We start from the raw sequence: 21,560 nt of genomic DNA on the forward strand, positions 1-21,560 counted from the left end.
AGCGCGTCATGTCGTCGTCCGGAGACCAACAAGAGAATGAACAGTCTTTCAACTCTCCCTGTGGGCCACCAAGGCGGTCAGAGTGCGTTTTGCGATTGGCTGGCTGGCGATCGTGAAAACCTACGCAAGGGAGAGCGCACTCGCACGGACTTGATGGTCACCTGCGCGCGGCGTCTTGCTTCGGAGCCATTTGATCGCCTCACAGTTTCGGGGCTGTGCAAGGCGGCAGGCGTCGCACACGGGACATTCTACGTCTACTTTGAAAATCTGAACACACTCCTGTCAGAGGTCCTTGGCCTCTTTGTCGACTACGTTCAAATCCGGATGCGGTCGGCCGCGCGCCAGGGCGAGGACCCCGTCCGGGATACAACGGCGGCCTATTACACCCTGTTCCAGGCGAATGCCGGGTTGATGAAATGCCTCGTCATGGGCATCGACGCCTTCCCCGAGGCGCGGGCTGCATTCCAGCGTCTCAACAACGACTGGGCGAAAACCGTCGTCCGCGCCCTGAAAAGGCAGAACAAGATCGGACAGTCCACCGAAGACGAACTGATGCGCCGGGCTTATGCGCTTGGCGGCATGGTCGATCAGTATTTGACCGCCCTCTTTGTGACCGAGGACCCGTGGATTGCCGCGATCTCGCAGGATCCTGACGCTGTGATTTCGACCCTTACAACACTCTGGATGAAAGGCATGCAGGAATGAGCTTGCTGCGCGACGGGCACATGCTGCCACTGGATGACATCGCCGAACACCGACAGCGCGCCTGGGAACGGCAAAGCGCCTATGTCGCCGAAAACTCGGCGTTTTACCAAAGGCTTTGGGATGGGCAGAAACCGCCCACACGGCTCGAGGACATCGCCAAATTGCCGTTCTCGGACAAGGCGGGGCTGCGACTGTCGCAGCCTGCGTCGCCCCCTTTTGGTGACTACCTCGCAGCAGCACCCGAAAAGGTCAGCCGGCTGCACCGGACATCGGGAACCACCGGTCAGGCGATGAACCTCGCCATGAGCGCGCAGGATTGCAACATCACCGAAATCGTCGGTGGGCGCGCGCAATCACTGGCAGGCTTGAAAGCAGGCACGATGGTCGTCCACTGCCTGAATTATCAGATGTGGATGGGCGGGCTCACCGACCACCTCACGCTGGAGCGCACAGGCGCAACCGTCGTTCCGTTCGGCGTCGGGTCGACCGAGTTGCTGATCAATACGATATTGGAAACCGGGATCACGGCGATTTCCTGCACGCCCTCCTATCCCGCCGTTCTGGAACAGGTGATCACCCAGAAATTCCCGCATCTCTCCCCCCGTGATCTCGGGCTGAAGCTGGGCCTGTTCGGGGGCGAGCCCGGCATCGACGATCCGGCCTTCCGCAAACGCCTGAGCGACACCTGGGGGATGCAGCCGCGCAACGCGAATTACGGCGTTTCGGATGTGTTTTGCAATTTCGCGTCCGAATGCGCACACGACACCGCACTGCATTTCGTGGCTCATGATGTGCTGCATGTGGAACTGATCGATCCAGACAACGGCACACCAAAGCAGGCTGTGGCCGGCACTGAGGGAGAGCTGGTGCTGACCCATCTCAGTCGTGAATGCCAGCCGCTGGTTCGGTTCCGGACGGGTGACATCATCCGAGTTGAGAACACGGACACCTGTGCCTGCGGTTGCGCCGGGTTCCGGTTCAGAGTGGTCGGTCGGTCGGACGACATGGTGGTCGTGCGGGGGCTGAACATGTTTCCCACCATGGTGGCCGCCATCGTGACAAGCTTTGACGAAATGTCGGGCGACTACCGGATCGTTCTGAACGCGCCGCCCCCTTATGACGTGTTGCCCGTGCACGCCGAGCTGGCCGCAGGCAGACAGGATGACGGCACGCTATCCCGGCGTATGGAAGAGCGCTTCAAGCAAAAGCTGGGAGCGACCATCAAGGTGAAGATCGTCCCTCATGGAACATTCCCGCGCACCGAAGGCAAAACGAAACGTGTGATCAGGAGCTATGAATGACGAGCTTTACCTATGACACCATCCGCTCGGACGTGACGGCCGATGGTGTCAGGACGATTTCCCTGAACCGGCCGCATGCCATGAACGCGATGAACCGACGCCTGATCGACGAGATCTCGGTCGCGTTCGACGACGCCAATCGCGACCCCGGAACGCGGGCCATAATCTTGACCGGTGAAGGGCGCGCGTTCTGTGCGGGGGATGACAGGCACGAGCATGTGCACCCTGAGACCGAAGAAGACGCCCGTGCCGTCGTCGACGCGATCCAGCGCGCGACCGTTGCCATCGTCATGGGGGCAAAACCGGTGGTCGGCGCGATCAATGGCTGGGCCGTCGGCGGTGGTTTCGAATGGGCAATCAATTGCGATTTTCCGATCTGGGCGGAAAGCGCCAAGGGTTTTTTTCCCGAGGTTTCGCTCAACCTCTTCGTGACGGGTGCGGTGACCTCGATCTTGCCCGCGATTGTCGGCCCGGTGAAAGCACGCGAGATGCTCTTCCTCGGGCAGCGTTATTCTGCCGCTGAACTGCACGAGATCGGCGTCGCCTGGAAGGTGGTGCCGGATGATGAACTGCTGGTCGAAGCAGAAGCGGTTGCAACGAAACTGGCGTCGCTTCCAACGCTCTCCACCCGGGCAATGAAACGTGTGCTGAATCAGGCAATGGCCGGCGGGCTGCACCAAGCGCTTCAACTGGAAACAGAAGCGACCGTTGCAGGGTTCCTCGACCCGGAAACGACGCGACTTCTCAAGGATTTCTAAACTTTGCGCAGAACATGCTTTGGTGTTGACGCGGTGGCGATCAAGAAAGTTTGCAAAACGGCGGATCGGGCGGGTCCGCGTAGAAATCCATCCCCGCCACACACGGAGAAAACAAACGGCGGACCATGACAGCCCGCCGTTCCGATCCCACTGACGCCAAGACTTAAGCCGCAGGCATGCGCCGTTCGACGATCTCGGCCCACCAGGAACAGCCTGCCGGGATCGCTTCGTCGTTGAAGTTGTACTCCGGGTGATGCACCGCCGCGCTGTCGCCGTTGCCGACAAGGATATAGGCGCCGGGGCATTCCTCGAGCATGAAGGCGAAATCCTCGCCGCCCATGACCAGCGGGGCCTCGTCACAGCCACCCGAGACCGCCTTGGCCACTTCGGCGGCGAACTCGGTCTGGTCCTCGTGGTTCACCATCACCGGATAACCACGGTGGTATTTCACCTCGACCGACCCGCCAAACGTGGCCGCGATGCCCGCGCAGATGTCCTTGATACGGGTTTCCGCAAGGTCGCGCATCTCGGACGACATGGTCCGCACGGTGCCCTTCAGATGCACCCGCTGCGGGATCACGTTGAACGCCTTGGACGAGGTCTCGAACGAGGTGACTGACACCACAACCTGATCAATCGGATCGGCGTTGCGGCTTGCGATGGTCTGCAACGCCAGCACCGCCTGCGCCGCCATCACGGTCGAGTCTACGGTCTCATGCGGTTTCGCGGCATGACCGCCCCTGCCCTCGAAGGTGATGTCGAACTGGTCGGTCGCGGCAAAGAACGCGCCGGGACGGATGGCAAAGCTGCCCACCGGACGGCCCGGCCAGTTGTGCATGCCGTAGACCTCCTGAATGCCCCAACGCTCCATCATGCCGTCCTCGCACATCTCGCGGCCCCCGCCGCCGCCTTCTTCGGCGGGCTGAAAGATCACCACAACGGTGCCATCGAAATTGCGCGTCTCGGACAGGTACTTGGCCGCCCCGAGCAGCATCGCCGTATGTCCATCGTGCCCACAGGCATGCATCGCGCCATCGGTCTTGGACTTGTAGTCCAGCCCCGTCTGTTCGTGGATCGGCAGCGCGTCCATGTCAGCCCGCAGGCCGATGACCTTGCCGGATGTGTCGGTCTTGCCCTTGATGACACCCACCACGCCGGTGCGGCCGATACCGGTGACGATCTCGTCGCAGCCGAACTCCTTGAGCCGTTCCGCCACCAAGGCACTGGTGCGGTGCGTCTCGAAGAGGATCTCGGGGTTCTCGTGCAAGTCACGCCGCCACGCGGTGATTTCGTCCTGCAATTCGGCAAATCGGTTCTTCACGGGCATGAACTGCCTCCTTTCATCGAGTGTCAGACCGAGAGCGGCATCCGGCGTTCGACCAGCTCCGCGAACCAGCTGCATCCCATGGGAATCGCGTCATCGGAAAAGACATAGGCCGGATGATGGCACATCTCGGTGTCGCCATTGCCGAGGAACATATAGGCTCCGGGTCTGGCTTCAAGCATGTAGGAAAAGTCCTCGGCGGGCAGGATCGGATCGGTGTCGTCATCCACGTGATCCGTCACCGCCCGCGCCGCCTCGACTGCGTAGGCGGTCTGTTCGGGATGGTTCACCGTCACCGGATAGCCCGGCGTCCAGATCACCTCGGCCTTTGCGCCATAGGCCGAGGCCGTGCTTTCGCAAAGCGCGCGAATCCGTGCCTCCGCCTGTCCCCGAACCTCCTGCGCCAGAGTGCGCACCGTGCCCTCCATGCGCACGGTATGGGCGATCACGTTCGAGGCATGGCTGTCGGTCTGGAACGTGCCCACGGTCACCACCGCAGGCCGCACCGGGTTGACGTTGCGCGACACCACCGATTGCAGCGCCACGACGATCTGCGCCGCCACCAGCGTCGTATCCACCGCCTCATGCGGGGCTGCCGCATGGCCACCCCGCCCGGTCACGCGAATCTCGAACTCGTCCGAAGACGCCAGCAGAGGCCCGGGCCGGATGGCGAAATGGCCCACCGGGATGCGGGGCGCATTGTGCAGACCGTAGACCTCCTGAATGTTCCAGCGGTCCATCAGACCGTCCTCGACCATCGCGCGCCCGCCTGCCCCGCCCTCTTCAGCAGGCTGGAAGATCAGCACGACGGTGCCGTCGAAATTGCGGGTCTCGGTCAGGTACTGCGCCGCCCCGAGCAGGATCGCCGTGTGCCCGTCATGGCCGCAGGCGTGCATCTTTCCGGGCACGGTGCTGGCATAGTCGACACCCGAGGCCTCGGTGATCGGCAGCGCGTCCATATCGGCGCGCAACCCAATGACCCGGCCTTTTGTATCCGCCTGCCCCCTGATCATCGCCACAACCCCGGTGCGCCCGATGCCGGTGGTGATCTCGTCCACGCCAAAACTGCGCAGCTTGTCCACGACAAACGCCGCCGTCTCGTGAACGTCGTACATCAGTTCGGGATGCTGGTGCAGATACCGCCGCCACTGGGTGATGTCGCCCGCGTTTTCGGCGATGCTGTTCTTGACCGGCATATGCGCTCTCCCTTGTGTTGCGGCACACTGACCGACGCTAACATCAAGGACAAGCGTCTTATAGCGCCGGACCCAGCTCCATCACGCTGCCGTCAGTGAACCGCGACAGACGGAACCGCCGCAGGTCGTGTCCCGGCGCATCGCCGCAGACCAGATCGGCCAACACCCGGCCCATCCCCGGACCGATGCCGAACCCGTGCCCGCTCATGCCCGTGCCGATGGTCAGACCGGGGATCGCATCCACCCGGTCCACCACCGGCACCACGTCCGGCATGGTGTCGATCATGCCCGCCCACATCGCGCGATAGCGGATCGGCCCCACCTCGGGGAACAGCTTTGCCACCTCATCCGCCACCTTGCGCAGCTTGCCGGCATGGGGTTTGGGGTTGAGCACGCGGATGCCCTCGAAGGGCGACACCTCGTCCCCCTCCCACTGGCGTTTGGTGCTCCAGGCATCGGGATAGCCCTTGGGGGCCGCTGGCAGAAACCGCGTGCCGAACGGATCGGCCATCAACTGCGCCCGGAACTTCGGTAAGGCGCGGAACGCATCCGGCCCGACAAACAGCTCGTGAAATCCCCCCGCCGCCAAGGACGCCCCGCCATCCGCCCGCGTGCGGAAGGCGAACTTGCCACCTGCCGCCGCCCCCTGATGCGGCAGGTGCACGGGTTCGGTCGCGCCCACGCTGGCTCGCACCGACAGTTGCGGGATCGACACGCCATGTGCCCGCAGGAACAGCGAAGACCACGCGCCCCCCGCGACCACCACATCCGAACAGGCGATCCGCCCGGCCTCGGTGAACACGCCGGTGATGCGCCCCGCCGCGATGTCCAGCTTGCGCGCGGCGCAGGCCTCGACGATCACAGCGCCCTCGCGCACCGCGATCCCGGCCAGCGCCGGCACCGCGACCCAAGGCTCGGCCCGCATGTCGGACGGAGTTGTGATCGCCCCGACAAAGCCTCCCTCGGCCAGTTCCGGAAACCGCGCCTTGAGCGCCGTACGATCCAGCAGAATCGTATCCACCCCTTGTGCCGTCGCATAGGGCAGCCAGTCGGCGTAGCCCTGAAGCTCTTTCTCACTCTCGGCCAGATAGGTCACACCCGACCGTTTGAGACCGAGGTCGACATTGGTCTGGCTGGCCAGTTCCCTCCAAAGGCGGTTTGCCTCGACCATGATCGGCAATTCGTCCGGGTCACGGCCCTGCTGCCGGATCCAGCCCCAGTTGCGCGAGGATTGCTCGCCCGCGATGCGCCCCTTTTCAACCAGCACCACCCGCCGCCCCTTGCGGGCAAGGTAAAGCGCCGTGCAGACGCCGATGACGCCGCCACCAATGACAACCACATCGGTCTCTGAAGGCGGCGGGCCGGGAAAGGCGACAGGGGTCGCTTCGGAAATGGGAAAGGGCATCATGCTGACAGATGCCCCAGCAAACGCTCCATGAACGCGTGTCCTTCGTTGAACTGTGCGACGGTGATGTATTCGTCCGGCTGATGCGCCACCGCAATGTCACCGGGGCCGCAAACCACCACGGAATAACCCGCGCTTTGGAAATGGCTCGCCTCGGTGCCGTAGGAGACGTATTTCGTCCCGTTGTCCCCGGTCAGTTGCCGCACCAGCGTTTCCGCAGCGCCGCCATCTTCGGGCTTGAAGGGCGGCAGGGAAAACGCGGGCGTGATCTCGATCCACGCCTCAGGCCGCACCGCCTTCATTTCCGCCTCGATCTCGGCCGCCGCCTCGCGCAGCCTGGCCTCCCACTGATCGAGCGTTTCGCCCGGCACCACGCGGAATCCCAGACCAAACTCGCAATCCTTGGCGGTGATGTTATGCGCCGTGCCGCCTTTGATCTGACCGACATGCACATTGGTGTAGGGCGGATCGAACTGCGCCGCGATCGGCCTCGGTTCCGCAGCGGCGCTTTCCGCGTTCATGCGGTTGGCCCACTCGATTAGCTTGGCCCCATACATGATCGCGCTCACACCTGTATGCAGGATCGAGGAATGGACCTCGAACCCATGCACATGCACCCAGAACGTGTTGCCGCCTTTGTGCCCGGTGACCGCCTTCATCATCGTCGGCTCGCCCACGATCACCGTGTCCGCCGTGGGCACCACGCCCTGCATCGCCTCGATCAGAGCAGGCGCGCCGGTGCAGCCGATCTCTTCGTCATAGCTGAGCGCGATCTGCAATGGACGCTGCACACCCCGATGTTGCGCCTCGACCAGCGCCCAGATGGCCAGCGCGTCAAAGCCTTTCATGTCGGTGCAACCGCGCCCGTAAAGCTTGCCGTTTTTCTCGGTCACGGTGAAGGGATCGGTGCTCCAGGGCTGGCCGTCGGTCGGCACCACGTCGGTGTGACCGGACAGCACCACCCCACCCGCAACCTCCGGCCCCACATGCGCAAAAAGCGCCGCTTTGGAGGGGTCGTCGGATTTGACATGCCGATGGCTTTGGACACCGTGCTCGGCCAGATATGCCTCGACCCAGTCGATGAGCGGCAGATTGGTGTCGCGGCTGACGGTGGGAAATTTTACCAATTGGTCAAGAATGGCGCGCGGGGTCAGACGATTGGGCATAATCTCACTTTGCGGATCAGGGGAGCAGGTAGTCGGCGTAGACCGGATGATGGTCCGACGGCCATTCGCCGTCAAATCGACGTTGCAAGACCTCCGGCCCGGTCTGCAATCGCACGTCAGGGGTGCGGCTCAGATGATCAATCGCGCCAAGCACATGGATTCCCCGGTTGAGGTGATAGGTCGCGCCGGGAGTGCGGTCGAAGACCACGCCCGTCTCTTCGAGGATCCGCATCGTCTGTGCGCCATGCAACGCGTTGAGGTCTCCGACAAGGAACACGGTCTCGCCCGCCTCGACCCAGGGCCTCAGCCGGTCCCGCACCAGCGCGGCCGACAAAAGCCGGTTCGACCGGCTGGAATACTCGAAATGTACGTTCACCACACGGAACCTCTGCCCCGTGCCGCGGTCCTCGAACTGCGCCCATGACGCAAAGGCCGGATAAGAGCCATTGAAGGTGCGCGAGTAGATCACGTCCGGCGTGTCAGAAAAGAAAAACCAACCCTGATCAACAGGTTGCAACCGATCCTTAAGGTAGAAGATCGGCTGCGTCGTCGGAAATGTCCGCCAATCCCCCGTTGCGGCAACGCCATAGCCGGGGTTCTGACCGATCAGATAGTCCCGAGCGAGGTTGACCGACCCGTCATCGCCGCGCTGGAAGCTTTCCATCTCCTGAAATGCCACAACATCCGCCTGCAACGCCCTGAACGCCTTGTTCAACGGCTCTTTCCGCCGGTCCCAGTCGCCCACCGACCATGGCCCGGTTTCGCGGTCGAGCCAGATGTAATGCACGTTGTAGGATGCGATACGCAATGCGTCGCCGTCGGGGGGTGCCACCCCCTCCGCATCGTCGCTTTGCGTGACGTGCAGCGCGCAGGCCACCAGCGTCAGCAACGCGAACACCGCGATCAGACCGCGCACACACCATTTGAAAACACGCATCATCCACGCTTTCCAGCCGCATCCCGCGCGGCGATCAGTACCCGCTGTCGGTGATCAGCACCTTGTGACCCGGTTCCACCTCGCGGTAGATCGACGGCTCGGGTTTGTAATCCAAACCATGGATCGGCGATGGGATCGGCTTGAAGTTCAGATCCTTCTCGGATTTGCGCTGACGCGGGTCGGCGATCGGAACCGCCTTCATGAGTGCCTGCGTGTAGGGGTGCTGCGGGTTCTCGAACACCGCACGGCGCGGGCCCAGCTCCACGATACGGCCCAGATACATCACGCCGACATAGTGACTCACCCGCTCGACAACGGCCATGTCATGACTGATGAAAAGGAAGGAAATCCCAAGCTCCGCCTGCAGCTCCAGCATCAGGTTCAGCACCTGCGCCTGCACCGACACGTCGAGCGCCGACACCGCCTCGTCCGCCACGATCAGCTTGGGGTTCAGAGCCAGGGCGCGGGCAATCGCGATCCGCTGACGCTGACCACCGGACAATTCATGCGGATAGCGCTGCATGAAGCTGCGCGGCAGCTCCACCCGGTCGAACAGCGTTTCCACCTTCTTCTGCATCTCTGCCCTCGAACCGATGCCGAAATTGCGCATCGGCTCGGACACCTGATCCGCCAGCTGCATCTGCGGATTGAGCGAGGCGAACGGGTCCTGGAACACCATCTGCATGTCCCGCCGCGCCTCGCGCAGCTGGGACTGGCTCAGCGCCATGATGTCCTTGCCATCGAGAAAGATACTGCCTTTCATCGGCTCGACCAGACGCAGGATTGACCGCCCGGCGGTGGATTTGCCACAGCCCGACTCCCCGACAAGGCTCAGCGTCTGGCCCTTGTTCACGGTGAAAGACAGGTCTTCCACAGCGTGCACATTCGCCACCGTGCGACGGAAGAACCCGCCCTTGACCGCAAATCGCGTCGTCAGGTGCTTGACCTCGAGCAGCACGTCATCGGACCCGGTGATCGGTGGCACTTCTGAGCCGTCCCGCCCCAGAAGGCGCATCGGGCGCGGCAGGTCCGTGCCCTTCATCTCACCCAGCTTGGGCACCGCCGCCAGAAGCGCCTGCGTGTAGGGATGCTGCGGGTTCTCGAAGATCTCTTCGACCGTGCCTTCCTCGACCTTGTTGCCGCGGAACATCACGACCACGCGGTCGGCCATCTGTGCCACCACGGCCATGTCATGGGTGATGAACATAACCGCCGTGCCGGTTTCCCGCTTGAGCCGGTCCATCAGCGCGAGGATCTCGGCCTGAATCGTCACGTCCAGCGCCGTAGTCGGTTCATCCGCGATCAGCAGGCGGGGTTCGCAGGCCAGCGCCATGGCGATCACCACGCGCTGCCGCATGCCGCCCGAAAGCTCGTGCGGATACTGCTTGAGCCGCCGCTCGGGTTCCGGAATGCGGACCTGCCGCATCAGTTCGAGCGCGCGTGCCTCGGCCTGCGCTCGGCTCATGCCCTTGTGCAGGCGCAGTCCTTCGGTCAACTGACGGCCGACGGTGAACACCGGGTTGAGCGCCGTCATCGGCTCCTGAAAGATCATGCCGATCTCGTTGCCCCGGATCGTGCGCATGAGGTCCTGATCGGTGTCCGACAGGTCGACCTGACCCGCATCCTTGCGGTCAAACAGCAGCCGCCCACCCGCGATGTCACCCCCGCCGAATTCGATCAACCGCATGAGCGACAGCGACGACACCGATTTGCCCGACCCGGATTCGCCCACGACGCAGACCGTCTCGCCGGGATTGATCTCGAAGGACACATCTTCCACGCCAACCACGGTTCCCGACTTCGTCTGGAATTCGACGCGAAGATTTTCGATTTTGGCGATGCTGCCATCCAGCATGGGCGCAGTCCTTTTTGTGTCTTTGCCCAAACGCTAACCGACGCGGGGCCAGAGTCAAACGATGTCTCTACGTCGCCCCTGTTATCGCTCCCACGGGACTTGCATTTTGCTCAAAAGCTGTTTCGATGCGCAGACAGGGGGACGAACCTGCGCGTTTCGACGCGGTTTCCGGCGCATTTGCTCCGAAAATCAGCACCGACAGGCGGCAGGCGCATCCCACCAATGAAAACGACACGGAATGAACTGTGTCCAACAAGGAGAGACAAATGAGACTCAAATCCCTGCTTTTGGGGGCCGCTGCCGCCGTTGCGATTGCGCCTGCCGCGTTTGCCGAGCGTGGCGCCGATGGCGAAGTCAAGATCATCTACTGGCAAGCGCCCTCAATCCTGAACCCGTTCCTGTCGGGCGGCACCAAAGACGTGGAATCGGCGTCGATGATCATCGAGCCGCTGGCACGCTACAATGAAAAGGGTGAACTGGTGCCCTGGCTGGTCGAGGAAATCCCGACCGTGGCCAATGGCGGCGTGAGCGAAGACCTCACCTCGATCACCTGGAAAATCACCCCCGGCCTGCTCTGGTCCGACGGCACGCCTTTCACTTCGGCGGATGTGGCCTTCACACATGAATACTGCACCCACCCCGAAGGTGGCTGCGCGCAGCAGACCAAATTCAACGGCGTCAGCAGCGTCGAGACCCCCGATGATCTGACCGTGATCGTGACTTTCGAAGGCCCGACGCCGAACCCCTATGGTCCGTTCGTCGGCGGCGAAAGCCCGATCCTGCAGAAGGCGCAGTTCGAAAGCTGCCTGGGTGCCGCCGCATCGACCTGCACCGAACAGAACTTCAACCCGATCGGCACCGGCCCGTTCGTGGTCGATGAATTCAAGCCGAACGACGTGATCACCATGTCGGCCAACCCGAATTACCGCGACCCGGCCAAGCCCGCCTTTGCCAGCGTGACCTTCAAGGGTGGCGGCGATGCCCGCGCGGCGGGTCAGGCCGTCATGGAAACCGGCGAATTCGACTACGCCTGGAACCTCCAGCTTGCACCCGACGTGATCGCGCAGATGGAAGCCGGCGGCAAAGGCGTGCCCGTGGCCGGCTTCGGCCCGCTGCTCGAGCGCATCATGGTCAACCAGACCGACCCGAGCCCGGACCTGCCCGAAGGTGAACGTTCGACCGCGATGCATCCGCACCCGTTCCTCCAGGAACCGGCGGTCTACAAGGCGATGTCCATGGCCATCGACCGTCCGCTGCTGGTGGAAATCGGCTACGGACAGGCCGGCAAGGTCGGCTGTTCCTGGGTTCCGGCACCCGAAGCTTTCGCCTCGACATTCGAAGGCTGTGACGTGCAGGACATCGACGGCGCAAAAGCGCTTCTGGATGAGGCCGGGATTGTCGACAGCGATGGCGATGGCGTGCGCGAGCACAACGGGGTGCCGCTCTCGATCCTCTATCAGACCTCGACCAACGCCGTCCGTCAGGACTTCCAGGCACTGATCAAGGAATGGTGGGAACAGATCGGCTTCGAAGTCGAACTGCGCAATGTCGATTCGTCCGTATTCTTCGGCGGCGACGCGGGTTCGCCCGACACGTTCCAGAAGTTCTATGCGGACGTGCAGATGTACGCCAACACCTTCAACGGCACCGACCCGCAGGCCTATCTGGGCAACGGTCTCTGCGCAAACGCGCCGCGCCCGGAAACCCAGTGGCAGGGCGAGAACATCAGCCGCTTCTGCATGGAAGAGTATGACGCACTCCATGCCGAGCTGACCAAGACCGCCGACATGGCCGAGCGCCAGCGCATCGGCCGTGAGCTCAGCGCGATGATGACCGACAATGGCGGGATGATCCCGCTGGTCCACCGTGGCCGTCTGTCGGCGCATGCCAACACCCTCGGCGGTGTCGTCCTGAACGTGTGGGACAGCGAATTGTGGAACGTTGCGGACTGGTACCGCATCAAGTCCAACTGATCGCTGATCGTGTACAGGCAGGATGGGTCTGACGGCCCATCCTGTTCTTCGTTCCCCATAAGAGACTCATGACCCGAGGCGCCACACGATGCTGACCTTCGCCGTCCGACGACTTGTCCTTGCCGTTCCGACGCTTCTGTTCATCAGTTTTGTCATTTTCATGCTGCTCCAGCTCGCCCCCGGCGACCCGATGGCGCAGGTCCCCCTCACCGTCCCCGCCGAGGTGAAGGAAAAGATGCGCCAGGCTCTGGGGGTCGGGGAACCGCCTCTGGTGCAATACTGGAAATGGCTGGTCCAGGTGTTCTGGATCGAACCCAAGGTCTTCATCGACTACATGACCAATTCCAGCGCCCTGCTGGGCTGGCTGCCGGACACCCAGCTCTATCAGGGTGAACTGCGCGTGATCTCCTGGCAGACCCGCAGCCCGGTCATGGACATCGTGATCCAGCGTATCCCGCAGACCCTCTGGGTGGTGGGCATGGCCTATGTGGTGGGCATCCTGATCGCCCTGCCGATCGGCATCTATTCCGCCTACCGGCAGTATTCCGTCTTCGACCAGTCCGGCACGTTCATCACGATGATCGGCTTCTCGATCCCGCCCTTCTTCACCGGTCCGCTGCTGATCGTGATCTTCTCGGTCCAGCTCGGATGGTTCCCGTCGATCTATGACACGACCCATGTGGTCAACGACTGGGCCAGCTTCAAATTCCAGCTGCAGCAGATGATCCTGCCGGTGATGGTGCTGGCGCTGCAGACCACCGCGCAGATCAGCCGCTACATGCGCGCCTCGATGCTCGACAACCTCAATCAGGACTACGTGCGCACGGCCCGCGCCAAGGGGCTGAGCGAGGCGGTCGTCGTCACCGTGCACGTGCTGCGCAACTCGATGATCCCGGTCATCACCGTGATCGCACTCAACGTGCCGTCGATCTTCGGGGGCGCGATCATCACCGAAAACGTGTTCAAGGTGAACGGCATCGGCCAGCTTCTGATCACCGCGCTTTTCGCCAATGACCTGCCGATGGTGATGACGCTGACCTTCATCTTTGCCGTGCTGATCGTACTCTTCAACCTGATTGCCGATATCCTCTACGGCCTTCTCGACCCGAGGATCCGCTATGACTGAGCCCGTGCAAGCCACACCGACCCCAATCGAAGCGCTGGCCGACAAAGGCCCGCTCGAGCCGCCGCGCAGCCAGTGGAAGGACGTCTGGGACCAGTTCCGCAAACACAAGGGCGCCATGTTCGGCGGGGGCTTCCTGCTCTTCATCACGCTCGCCGTGCTGCTGGGCCCCTATATCTGGCAGGTCGATGCGCAAAAGCTCGACATCCGCAACAAGGACCTCCGGCCGATCTGGACCGCGCTCTGGGACGGGACGGCCAAGGTGGCCTGGAACCGCCCCTTCGGGACCGACCAACTGGGCCGCGACCAGCTTGCCCAAATCATTCAGGGCGGCCGCACCTCGATGGCCGTCGGCTGGGCCGCGATGGTGCTCAGCCTGTTGATCGGCACTGCCGTGGGCGTTCTGGCCGGCTTCGTGCGCAAGGCAGACGGGCTGCTCATGCGCCTCACCGACCTGTTCCTGTCGCTGCCGATCCTGCCGCTGCTGCTGGTGGCCGTGACGCTCTTCCGCCAGCCCCTGCGCGAGGCCTTCGGGCCGGAAGGCGGCATGTTCGTTCTGATCGTGGGCATCATCGCGATCACAAGCTGGATGCCCACCGCGCGGATCGTGCGTGGCGACATCCTTGCTCTCAAGGAACGCGAGTTCATTCTGGCCGCACGCTCCATCGGAACGACACCGTTCCGCATCGTGCAACGCCATCTGCTGCCCAACGTGCTGTCCCCCATCATGGTCTCGGCCACGCTGGGTCTGGCCACGGCCATCATCACCGAAAGCGCGCTCAGCTTCCTTGGCGTCGGCTTCCCGTCCGACTTCCCCACATGGGGCAAGATGCTGGCGGATGCCGTGCAGCGGATGCAGCAGTTCCCGGAACGCGTCTACCTGCCCGGCATTGCGATCTCGCTCACCGTTCTGAGCGTGAACTATCTGGGCGATGGTCTGCGCGACGCGTTGGATCCGCGCATCCGTGGGCGCTGACAGGAAATAAGACCGAACGGCGCACAGCGCATCGCCCGATCTGAACGTCGGCCCCGGTTTTTCCCGAAAAATCGGGACGGCGTTCCGGTTGTACTGACAAAAGCGCAACCCCTTCCCCTTCTCATCGCCAATTTGTCCTGATCGCCCCCTTGTCAGAGGGAAAGTTTCCCTCCATCTGGCCATTTGGAGTTCCGAAGGAGGCCCCGATGTTCGAATCCCTTGGTTTTGAAAACATGACCGCGCCGCAAGTGGCGGTCGGCTTTGCTCTGATCCTCGGAGCCGCATTCGGCCTGCTGGCGGAACGCACGAAATTCTGCTTCCGTCGGAGCCTTGTCGGCGATGACCGCAAGCAGGCGATGGGCGTCTGGCTGACTGCTCTGGCGGTTGCGATCCTCGGCACCCAGGCAGCTGTATTCTCCGGACTGATCAGCTTTGACGACCACAGGTTCATGGCCGCCGACCTTCCAATCCTCGCCATCGTTCTCGGTGGTCTGGCGTTCGGCGCGGGCATGGTTCTGACCCGGGGCTGCGCCTCGCGCCTGACGGTACTGTCGGCGACCGGCAACCTGCGCGCCGTGTTCGTTCTGCTGGTCTTCGCTATCACCGCCCATGCCACGCTCAAGGGCGTGCTGGCGCCCGTCCGGACAACGCTCGGTTCCGTCACCCTGTCGCTGGGCGAAACGGTGTCGCTGTCCCAATTGCCGGGCGGTGGTCTGGTCTGGTCGGCCCTGCTGGCACTGGCTGCGCTGGCCGTCGCGCTGCGCTCGGGGAACCGCGCGGGCACATTGATCCTTGCCGCCGCTCTGGGCGCCCTTGTCCCGCTGGGCTGGGTCGGCACCGGCTTCGTGCTCTACGATGATTTCGACCCGGTCGCGCTGGAAAGCCTGTCCTTCACCGCGCCCTATGCCGACACGCTCTTCTGGACCGTGGCCTCCACCTCGATCCCGGCGAATTTCGGGGTCGGGCTGATCGGCGGCACGGTTCTGGGCGCACTCGTGGCCTCGCTCCTCTTCGGCAGCTTCCAGTGGCAAAGCTTTTCTACCCCCGCCGAAACCGGTCGCTACGCGTCTGGTGCCGTTCTGATGGGTGTGGGCGGCGTTCTGGCCGGGGGCTGCACCGTGGGTGCGGGTCTCGCCGGTGTGCCCACCCTGTCCATCGCGGCGCTTCTGGCGATCCTGTCGATCGCGGCGGGTGCGGTGCTGACCAACGCGGCGCTCAAACCGTCGCGCCAGTCCGCCTACGCCCAACCAGCCGAATAAGACCTACAGATCGATCTCGCCGTCTTCAGGCGGCGGGAGCGTGTCGAGCGGCGGCATATCCGGCTTGCGCCGGAGCAGGATATCCCCGTTCGGCAATACGACAGGCGGCTCATAAGCCGACCAGTCCTCCACCTGCTCCATCAGGTCGCGAAGCGCTGGACCCATCTCTTCGGCAAAACTGCGCAGGGCCGGTTCGATCTCGTCGGCCAGCCCTTCAAGCTCCCGCAGCGCAGGCTCCATCTCCTGCATGAGCCCTCGGAAGAAAAGCTTGGCGCCTTCCTCCATCAGGCTCGTGCCTTCGTCGTCCTGCGCCATCGCGCCGAACGGCATGAGAGAAACAGCCAGTGCACATGTGGTCCTGCGTATCATGACAGGGAATATAGGCGCTCTCGTAAGCGATTGCACCTCAGAGATCGAAATCCACCGTAACCGGGAAATGATCAGACGCCACGAGCAACGCCTCGCGCAGCTCGGGCGTGGTCCAGCACACCGGATCATCGAACGGATGCCAGATGCGCCAGCGCCGGGCCTTGGGACGCAGATCGCCCGAGACCATCACGTAATCCAGCAGCGCCTGCAAATAGCGGTCCTCCTGCGGAATGTAGAAGCGCGCGGTCGTCGGTTGAGGACCGATCCGCCGCAACAGCGCCTTTGACGCGTGCGGATCGTAGAGCGCATGATCGCCCTCCCCGAGGATGATCTCGACCGAACTGCGACCGAACAGATGTTCGTACTCATCCAGACCGGGACCATCGTTCAGATCCCCCATGACAATCAGGGGTTCTCCGGCGGCCAGGTGTTCCATCACCCGCGCGCGCAGCCAGATCGCCTGCGCCAGTTGCTTGCGCCGGTTGGCGATGGACAGGCGCATCACCTCGTCCCGGCTTCTGGCCCCGTGCGGTGCCTTGGATTTCAGATGCGCGCCGATCAGACGGATCTCCTGCCCATTGGCACGCAGGGTCAGCGCAATCTCGAGCGGCGGCTTCGAGAACGCCACCTTGTCCTCGGTCGCGTCGATGTCGAGGTCGATGCGGAAGGTGCCATCGAACCGAGGAGCCCCCTCCGAAGGCGGCGCGCCCGGCACCGGGGCATGACCTCTTGGGTCATGCCGGGCCGTCACCACGTCAGGATCGTACATCACCGCGATTTCCTGCTGGGTGTCATTGGCAAACCCCATCACCGCCTTGCGCGCCCGCAGATCAAATGCGGCGGCAAAGCTTTCCAAAGCCCGCACGGTATCGCGGTGACGGCTTGTGTCCGGGGCTTCGATCACCATGACCAGATCCGCATCAAGCGCGGTAAAGACAATGCCCAGAGCCTCGGTCTGCATGGCCTTGGTCACATCATGACGCGCCGACCAGGACCCGTCCGCAACCAACTGCCCCGCATCATCGAAGAGCGCGTCGAACCATTCCACGTTGTAGGTGGCCAGCCGCATGCCGCTGTCAAACGCCACGCATCATGCGTGTTCGCGCGCCGCGATCTCTTCCCAGGCCCGGTTGATGTCGATGAGCCGCCGTTCCGACAGCTTCACCGCCTCTTCCGGCACGCCCCGTGCGATCATGCGGTCAGGATGGCTGTCCCGCACCAACTGCCGCCAGGCGGCGCGGATTTCGTCAAGCGGCATGTCCGGATCGACGCCCAGAACGTCATAGGGATCGGGCGCGGCATCCGGCACGAACCGCGACTTCAGGCGACGGAATGACGTTTCGGGCAATTCGAAGATTTCGGCAACGCGCAGCAGGAACGCCTCTTCGCCCGGATGATAGGATCCGTCCGCCATGGCGATGTGAAACAGCCCCTCCATCAGGTCGCAGAGCGTACCCTGATCCTGACCGAACATCGCACGAATACGCTTGGCGTACTCCTCGAATCCGGCCACGTCCTGACGGGCCAGATTGAACACGCGGGCCGCCCCGGCTTCGTCCTCGCGCGGGATGTGGAACACCTCGCGAAAGGCCATCACCTCGTCGCGTGTGACAAGCCCATCCGCCTTGGCCATCTTGGCCGAAAGCGCGATCACGGCGATGGTGAAGGCGACGGTCTTTTCCGGTGGCGTGCGCAACCGGTCGAACACCTCCGTCAGACCCTCGCCCGAGGCAAGGGCCGACAGGGCATCGGCTATGCGCGACCAGATCGACATGTTCGCAGTCTACGCGAAAAGCGCGAAACTGTCAGTGCGGCATCACAGCATTTTCTGCATCAGCACAAGGTCAAGCCAGCGCCCGAACTTGAATCCGACCTCCGGCAGGCGGGCAACCTCGACAAAGCCAAGCCGTGCATGAAAGGCCAGACCCGCCGGGTTCTCCCCGCTGACACCCGCAAAGAGCGAATGCACGCCCTCTGCCCGCGCCACCTCCTCCAGCGCCTGCATCAGCGCCCGACCGGCGCCCCGGCCACGCGCAGGTCCGGCAAGCGCAATGGAGTGTTCCTTGGTGCGCGCATAGCCGGGACCGGAGCGGAACGGAAAATAGCTCGCATATCCGGCAGCGATGCCATCAATCTCGACCACCAGAAAGGCGTCGCCCTTGGCGAGAATATCGTCGCGCACGTCCTCGACCGTCTTGCGCTGCGACGTGAAGGTGATGGTCGTTGTGTCGATCACATCGTTGAGGATCATCACCAGCGCCTCGGCATCCGCGGCGCGCGCAGGCCGGATGATCATGTCAGGATGCGCCGCCCACCTGCGGTCAGGAACACCGCCTGCATCATGCGATCCGACATGGTCTGGTAGAGCACCCGGTCATTGTCGAACACCGGGGCAAGCCGGTTCTGCAGCTCTTTGACATCCGGCCCGCAGATCGTCAGCGCCTCGAGCCGCAATCCGGCACTGGGCAGGGACACGCCCGGTGGCGTTTCCGTATGCCACTGGATGATCGCCGGGAACTGGCCTCCAAAGGGCAGCCGGCCATCCGGCGGCACGAGCATGGTCCAGCTCAGGTCTCCGCGAGACAGATGCACCGGCTCTCCGGCCTCGGGAAACATCCGCTGCGCCGCCTCGATGTCGTCACAGCGCAGGATCCATTTGTCGAGCTGCGCCGGTCCGTCGAAGTCGTCGAGCCCGAACCACCGGGGATAGTCCGGTTTGGGCTGGGACGGATCAGGGGCGATGGCCTCGAAATAGAGGTCGTTCTCCAGCCCCAACACCCGGTTGTGCGTGGCATAATGCGCGTGCTGACCGCCGGGCGAGAGCGTCACCCCCAGCGCCTCTTCGCTGTGGCGCACCGCCTCCTCCAGCGTTTCACCCGCAACCGCGATATGATCCAGTTCGAATTTCATGCCGACATTGACACATGCGGCGGGTTTTCCGTCAACGGAAAACAGCGGACGCGGTCCCGCGTCCGCCTGCCCGGATGTCAGCCGCGCGCCTCGCGGATCAGCCGCAGGATGTCCTGCGCCGCCTCCGGAATGTTGGTGCCCGGACCGAAGATCGCCTTGACCCCGGCGTCATAGAGGAACTGGTAATCCTGCTGCGGGATGACCCCACCACAGATGACCAGAATGTCCCCCGCACCCTGCGCCTTCAGCTCTTGCACCAACTGCGGCGCCAAAGTCTTGTGTCCGGCGGCTTGCGAGGAAATACCGATCACATGCACATCGTTGTCGATGGCGTCCTGCGCCGCCTCGGCCGGGGTCTGGAACAATGGCCCCACATCGACGTCGAAACCGATGTCTGCGAACGCGGTCGCGATCACCTTTGCGCCCCGGTCATGCCCGTCCTGCCCCATCTTGACCACGAGCATCCGTGGACGACGGCCTTCGTCCTCGGCAAAGGCCTCGACCGAGCGCTGGATGGCGGCAAAGCCTTCGTCGCCCTCATAGGCCGCGCCATAGACGCCCGCCAATGTCTTCGCCTCGGCCCGGTGACGGCCGAACACCTTTTCCATCGCCATGCTGATCTCTCCTACCGTGGCGCGGGCGCGGGAAGCCTCGACCGCCGCTTCCAACAGATTGCCGCCTTCGGCCGCACGTTTCTCAAGCTCGGCCAGCGCCGCGTCGCAGGCCGCCTGATCGCGGGTGCTGCGGATGCTCTCCAGCCGGGCGATCTGGCTCTGCCGCACCTTGACGTTGTCCACATCCAGAATGTCGAGCGCATCTTCCTTGGCGAGCCGGTACTTGTTCACACCCACGATCACATCGGTGCCCCGGTCGATGTCCGCCTGCCGCTGCGCCGCCGTTTCCTCGATCCGCAGCTTGGGCATGCCCGATGCCACGGCCTTGGTCATGCCGCCCATTTCGTCGACCTCTTCGATCAGGGTCCACGCGGCTTCGGCCAGATCATGGGTCAGCTTTTCGACGTAGTAAGATCCCGCCAGCGGGTCGACCACCTTGGTCACGCCGGTTTCTTCCTGCAGGATCAACTGCGTGTTCCGCGCGATCCGCGCCGAAAACTCGGTCGGCAGAGCAATCGCCTCGTCCAACGCATTGGTGTGCAGCGATTGGGTGCCGCCCAGAACCGCGCTCATCGCCTCATAGGCGGTGCGGATCACGTTGTTATAGGGATCCTGTTCCGCCAGTGACACACCCGAGGTCTGGCAATGGGTTCGCAGCATCTTGGAGCGGTCGTTCTTTGCGCCCAGATCGGTCATGATCCGGTGCCAGAGCAGGCGCGCCGCGCGCAGCTTAGCCGCCTCCATAAAGAAGTTCTTGCCAATGGCAAAGAAGAACGACAGCCGGCCTGCGAACTTGTCCACATCCATGCCCCGCGCCATCGCGGTCTGCACGTATTCCTTGCCGTCCGCCAGCGTATAGGCCAGCTCCTGCACAAGGTTCGCGCCCGCCTCCTGCATGTGGTAACCGGAAATCGAGATCGAGTTGAACTTGGGCATCTCGTTCGAGGTGTATTCGATAATGTCCGCGATGATCCGCATCGACGGCTCGGGCGGGTAGACATAGGTGTTGCGGACCATGAACTCCTTGAGGATGTCGTTCTGGATGGTCCCCGAAAGCAGCGCGCGGTCCACGCCCTGCTCCTCGCCCGCCACGATGAAATTGGCGAGGATCGGAATGACCGCGCCGTTCATTGTCATCGACACCGACACCTGATCCAGGGGGATACCATCGAAGAGGATCTTCATGTCCTCGACAGAGTCGATGGCCACACCGGCCTTGCCGACATCGCCGACAACCCGCTCGTGATCGCTGTCATAGCCTCGGTGCGTGGCCAGATCGAACGCCACCGACACACCCTGCTGACCGGCCGCCAGGTTCTTGCGATAAAACGCGTTCGATTCCTCGGCGGTCGAGAACCCCGCATACTGTCGGATCGTCCAGGGACGGCCCGCATACATCGTGGCCTTCACCCCGCGCGTGAACGGCGCTTCACCCGGCAGCGTGCCCAGATGCGGCAGGTCCTTGATGTCGTCCTCGGTATAAAGCGGCTGAACCTCGATCCCTTCGAGCGTCTTCCAGGTCAGCGAGTCGACCGATTTCCCGCGCAGTTCCTTTTCGGCCAGCGCGCGCCATGTGTCTGTCTTGGACGTCATCTTCTGTCTGTTCCTCTTGTCGTCATTCGCACCCTGCCGCATGTGCACGGGTGCGATTGTGGAATGGGTCGAGAGCCGTGCCGCAGGAGCGCGGTC

Annotated in this window: 19 protein-coding genes; 7 read left to right on the forward strand and 12 right to left on the reverse strand. The window is 63.2% G+C overall.

The features are described 5' to 3' along the window. The first annotated feature begins 153 nt into the window (after window positions 1-153). Genes MRY75_RS15165 through MRY75_RS15175 form a run of 3 tightly spaced genes read left to right on the forward strand, consistent with a single transcriptional unit; the run spans window position 154 to window position 2,764 of the window. Window positions 154-705 (forward strand): TetR/AcrR family transcriptional regulator, encoded by a 552-nt coding sequence (locus MRY75_RS15165; RefSeq protein WP_292308931.1) that lies wholly within the window; start codon window positions 154-156, stop codon window positions 703-705. After that, entirely contained in the window at window positions 702-2,006 is a 1,305-nt protein-coding gene (locus MRY75_RS15170) for a phenylacetate--CoA ligase family protein (protein WP_292308842.1), read from the forward strand. Before MRY75_RS15165 ends, MRY75_RS15170 begins: the two co-directional genes overlap by 4 nt. After that, window positions 2,003-2,764: an enoyl-CoA hydratase/isomerase family protein gene (locus tag MRY75_RS15175; protein ID WP_292308843.1), complete on the forward strand. Its 762-nt coding sequence runs from the start codon at window positions 2,003-2,005 to the stop codon at window positions 2,762-2,764. The genes MRY75_RS15170 and MRY75_RS15175 overlap by 4 nt, the downstream gene beginning before the upstream one ends. 163 nt (window positions 2,765-2,927) lie before the next feature. Here the strand turns inward: MRY75_RS15175 and MRY75_RS15180 are convergent, their stop codons facing one another. Genes MRY75_RS15180 through MRY75_RS15205 form a run of 6 tightly spaced genes read right to left on the reverse strand, consistent with a single transcriptional unit; the run spans window position 2,928 to window position 10,647 of the window. Then, the gene (locus MRY75_RS15180) at window positions 2,928-4,091 is read right to left on the reverse strand and encodes a M20 aminoacylase family protein (RefSeq protein ID WP_292308844.1); all 1,164 of its coding nucleotides are present in this window, start codon (window positions 4,089-4,091) and stop codon (window positions 2,928-2,930) included. Window positions 4,092-4,114: 23 nt separating this feature from the next. Further along, a complete protein-coding gene (locus MRY75_RS15185) occupies window positions 4,115-5,284 on the reverse strand; it encodes a M20 aminoacylase family protein (RefSeq protein WP_292308845.1) in 1,170 nt (389 codons plus the stop codon). 58 nt (window positions 5,285-5,342) lie between these two features. Next, window positions 5,343-6,689, reverse strand: coding sequence for an FAD-dependent oxidoreductase (locus MRY75_RS15190; protein ID WP_292308932.1), 1,347 nt, complete (start codon window positions 6,687-6,689; stop codon window positions 5,343-5,345). Beyond that, window positions 6,689-7,855 (reverse strand): acetylornithine deacetylase, encoded by a 1,167-nt coding sequence (gene argE / locus MRY75_RS15195; protein WP_292308846.1) that lies wholly within the window; start codon window positions 7,853-7,855, stop codon window positions 6,689-6,691. The genes MRY75_RS15190 and argE overlap by 1 nt, the downstream gene beginning before the upstream one ends. A gap of 16 nt (window positions 7,856-7,871) precedes the next feature. After that, window positions 7,872-8,795 (reverse strand): endonuclease/exonuclease/phosphatase family protein, encoded by a 924-nt coding sequence (locus MRY75_RS15200; protein ID WP_366934940.1) that lies wholly within the window; start codon window positions 8,793-8,795, stop codon window positions 7,872-7,874. A gap of 31 nt (window positions 8,796-8,826) precedes the next feature. Further along, on the reverse strand, window positions 8,827-10,647 hold the full coding sequence (locus MRY75_RS15205) for an ABC transporter ATP-binding protein (RefSeq protein ID WP_292308847.1): 1,821 nt from the start codon (window positions 10,645-10,647) through the stop codon (window positions 8,827-8,829). 266 nt (window positions 10,648-10,913) lie between these two features. Here MRY75_RS15205 and MRY75_RS15210 point away from each other — a divergent pair, with 266 nt between their 5' ends. From MRY75_RS15210 to MRY75_RS15225, 4 genes are all read left to right on the forward strand, one after another. Beyond that, a complete protein-coding gene (locus tag MRY75_RS15210) occupies window positions 10,914-12,620 on the forward strand; it encodes a peptide ABC transporter substrate-binding protein (protein ID WP_292308848.1) in 1,707 nt (568 codons plus the stop codon). 88 nt (window positions 12,621-12,708) lie between these two features. Then, window positions 12,709-13,746: an ABC transporter permease gene (locus tag MRY75_RS15215; protein WP_292308849.1), complete on the forward strand. Its 1,038-nt coding sequence runs from the start codon at window positions 12,709-12,711 to the stop codon at window positions 13,744-13,746. Then, entirely contained in the window at window positions 13,739-14,719 is a 981-nt protein-coding gene (locus tag MRY75_RS15220; protein WP_292308850.1) for an ABC transporter permease, read from the forward strand. The genes MRY75_RS15215 and MRY75_RS15220 overlap by 8 nt, the downstream gene beginning before the upstream one ends. Before the next feature lie 206 nt (window positions 14,720-14,925). Continuing rightward, window positions 14,926-15,978 (forward strand): YeeE/YedE family protein, encoded by a 1,053-nt coding sequence (locus MRY75_RS15225; protein WP_292308851.1) that lies wholly within the window; start codon window positions 14,926-14,928, stop codon window positions 15,976-15,978. Between the two features lie 3 nt (window positions 15,979-15,981). Here the strand turns inward: MRY75_RS15225 and MRY75_RS15230 are convergent, their stop codons facing one another. From MRY75_RS15230 to scpA, 6 genes are all read right to left on the reverse strand, one after another. Further along, window positions 15,982-16,308 (reverse strand): hypothetical protein, encoded by a 327-nt coding sequence (locus MRY75_RS15230; protein WP_292308852.1) that lies wholly within the window; start codon window positions 16,306-16,308, stop codon window positions 15,982-15,984. 76 nt (window positions 16,309-16,384) lie between these two features. Beyond that, window positions 16,385-17,416, reverse strand: coding sequence for an endonuclease/exonuclease/phosphatase family protein (locus MRY75_RS15235; RefSeq protein ID WP_292308853.1), 1,032 nt, complete (start codon window positions 17,414-17,416; stop codon window positions 16,385-16,387). 21 nt (window positions 17,417-17,437) lie between these two features. Further along, complete coding sequence (locus MRY75_RS15240; RefSeq protein WP_292308854.1) at window positions 17,438-18,121, reverse strand: molecular chaperone DjiA; 684 nt, start codon at window positions 18,119-18,121, stop codon at window positions 17,438-17,440. Between the two features lie 42 nt (window positions 18,122-18,163). Then, complete coding sequence (locus MRY75_RS15245) at window positions 18,164-18,643, reverse strand: GNAT family N-acetyltransferase (RefSeq protein ID WP_292308855.1); 480 nt, start codon at window positions 18,641-18,643, stop codon at window positions 18,164-18,166. Further along, window positions 18,640-19,257: a VOC family protein gene (locus tag MRY75_RS15250; protein ID WP_292308856.1), complete on the reverse strand. Its 618-nt coding sequence runs from the start codon at window positions 19,255-19,257 to the stop codon at window positions 18,640-18,642. The genes MRY75_RS15245 and MRY75_RS15250 overlap by 4 nt, the downstream gene beginning before the upstream one ends. A gap of 77 nt (window positions 19,258-19,334) precedes the next feature. Then, on the reverse strand, window positions 19,335-21,464 hold the full coding sequence (gene scpA, locus MRY75_RS15255; protein WP_292308857.1) for a methylmalonyl-CoA mutase: 2,130 nt from the start codon (window positions 21,462-21,464) through the stop codon (window positions 19,335-19,337). Window positions 21,465-21,560 lie beyond the last annotated feature (96 nt).

The organism is Marivita sp. (assembly GCF_022763305.1).
Classification (GTDB): domain Bacteria; phylum Pseudomonadota; class Alphaproteobacteria; order Rhodobacterales; family Rhodobacteraceae; genus Marivita.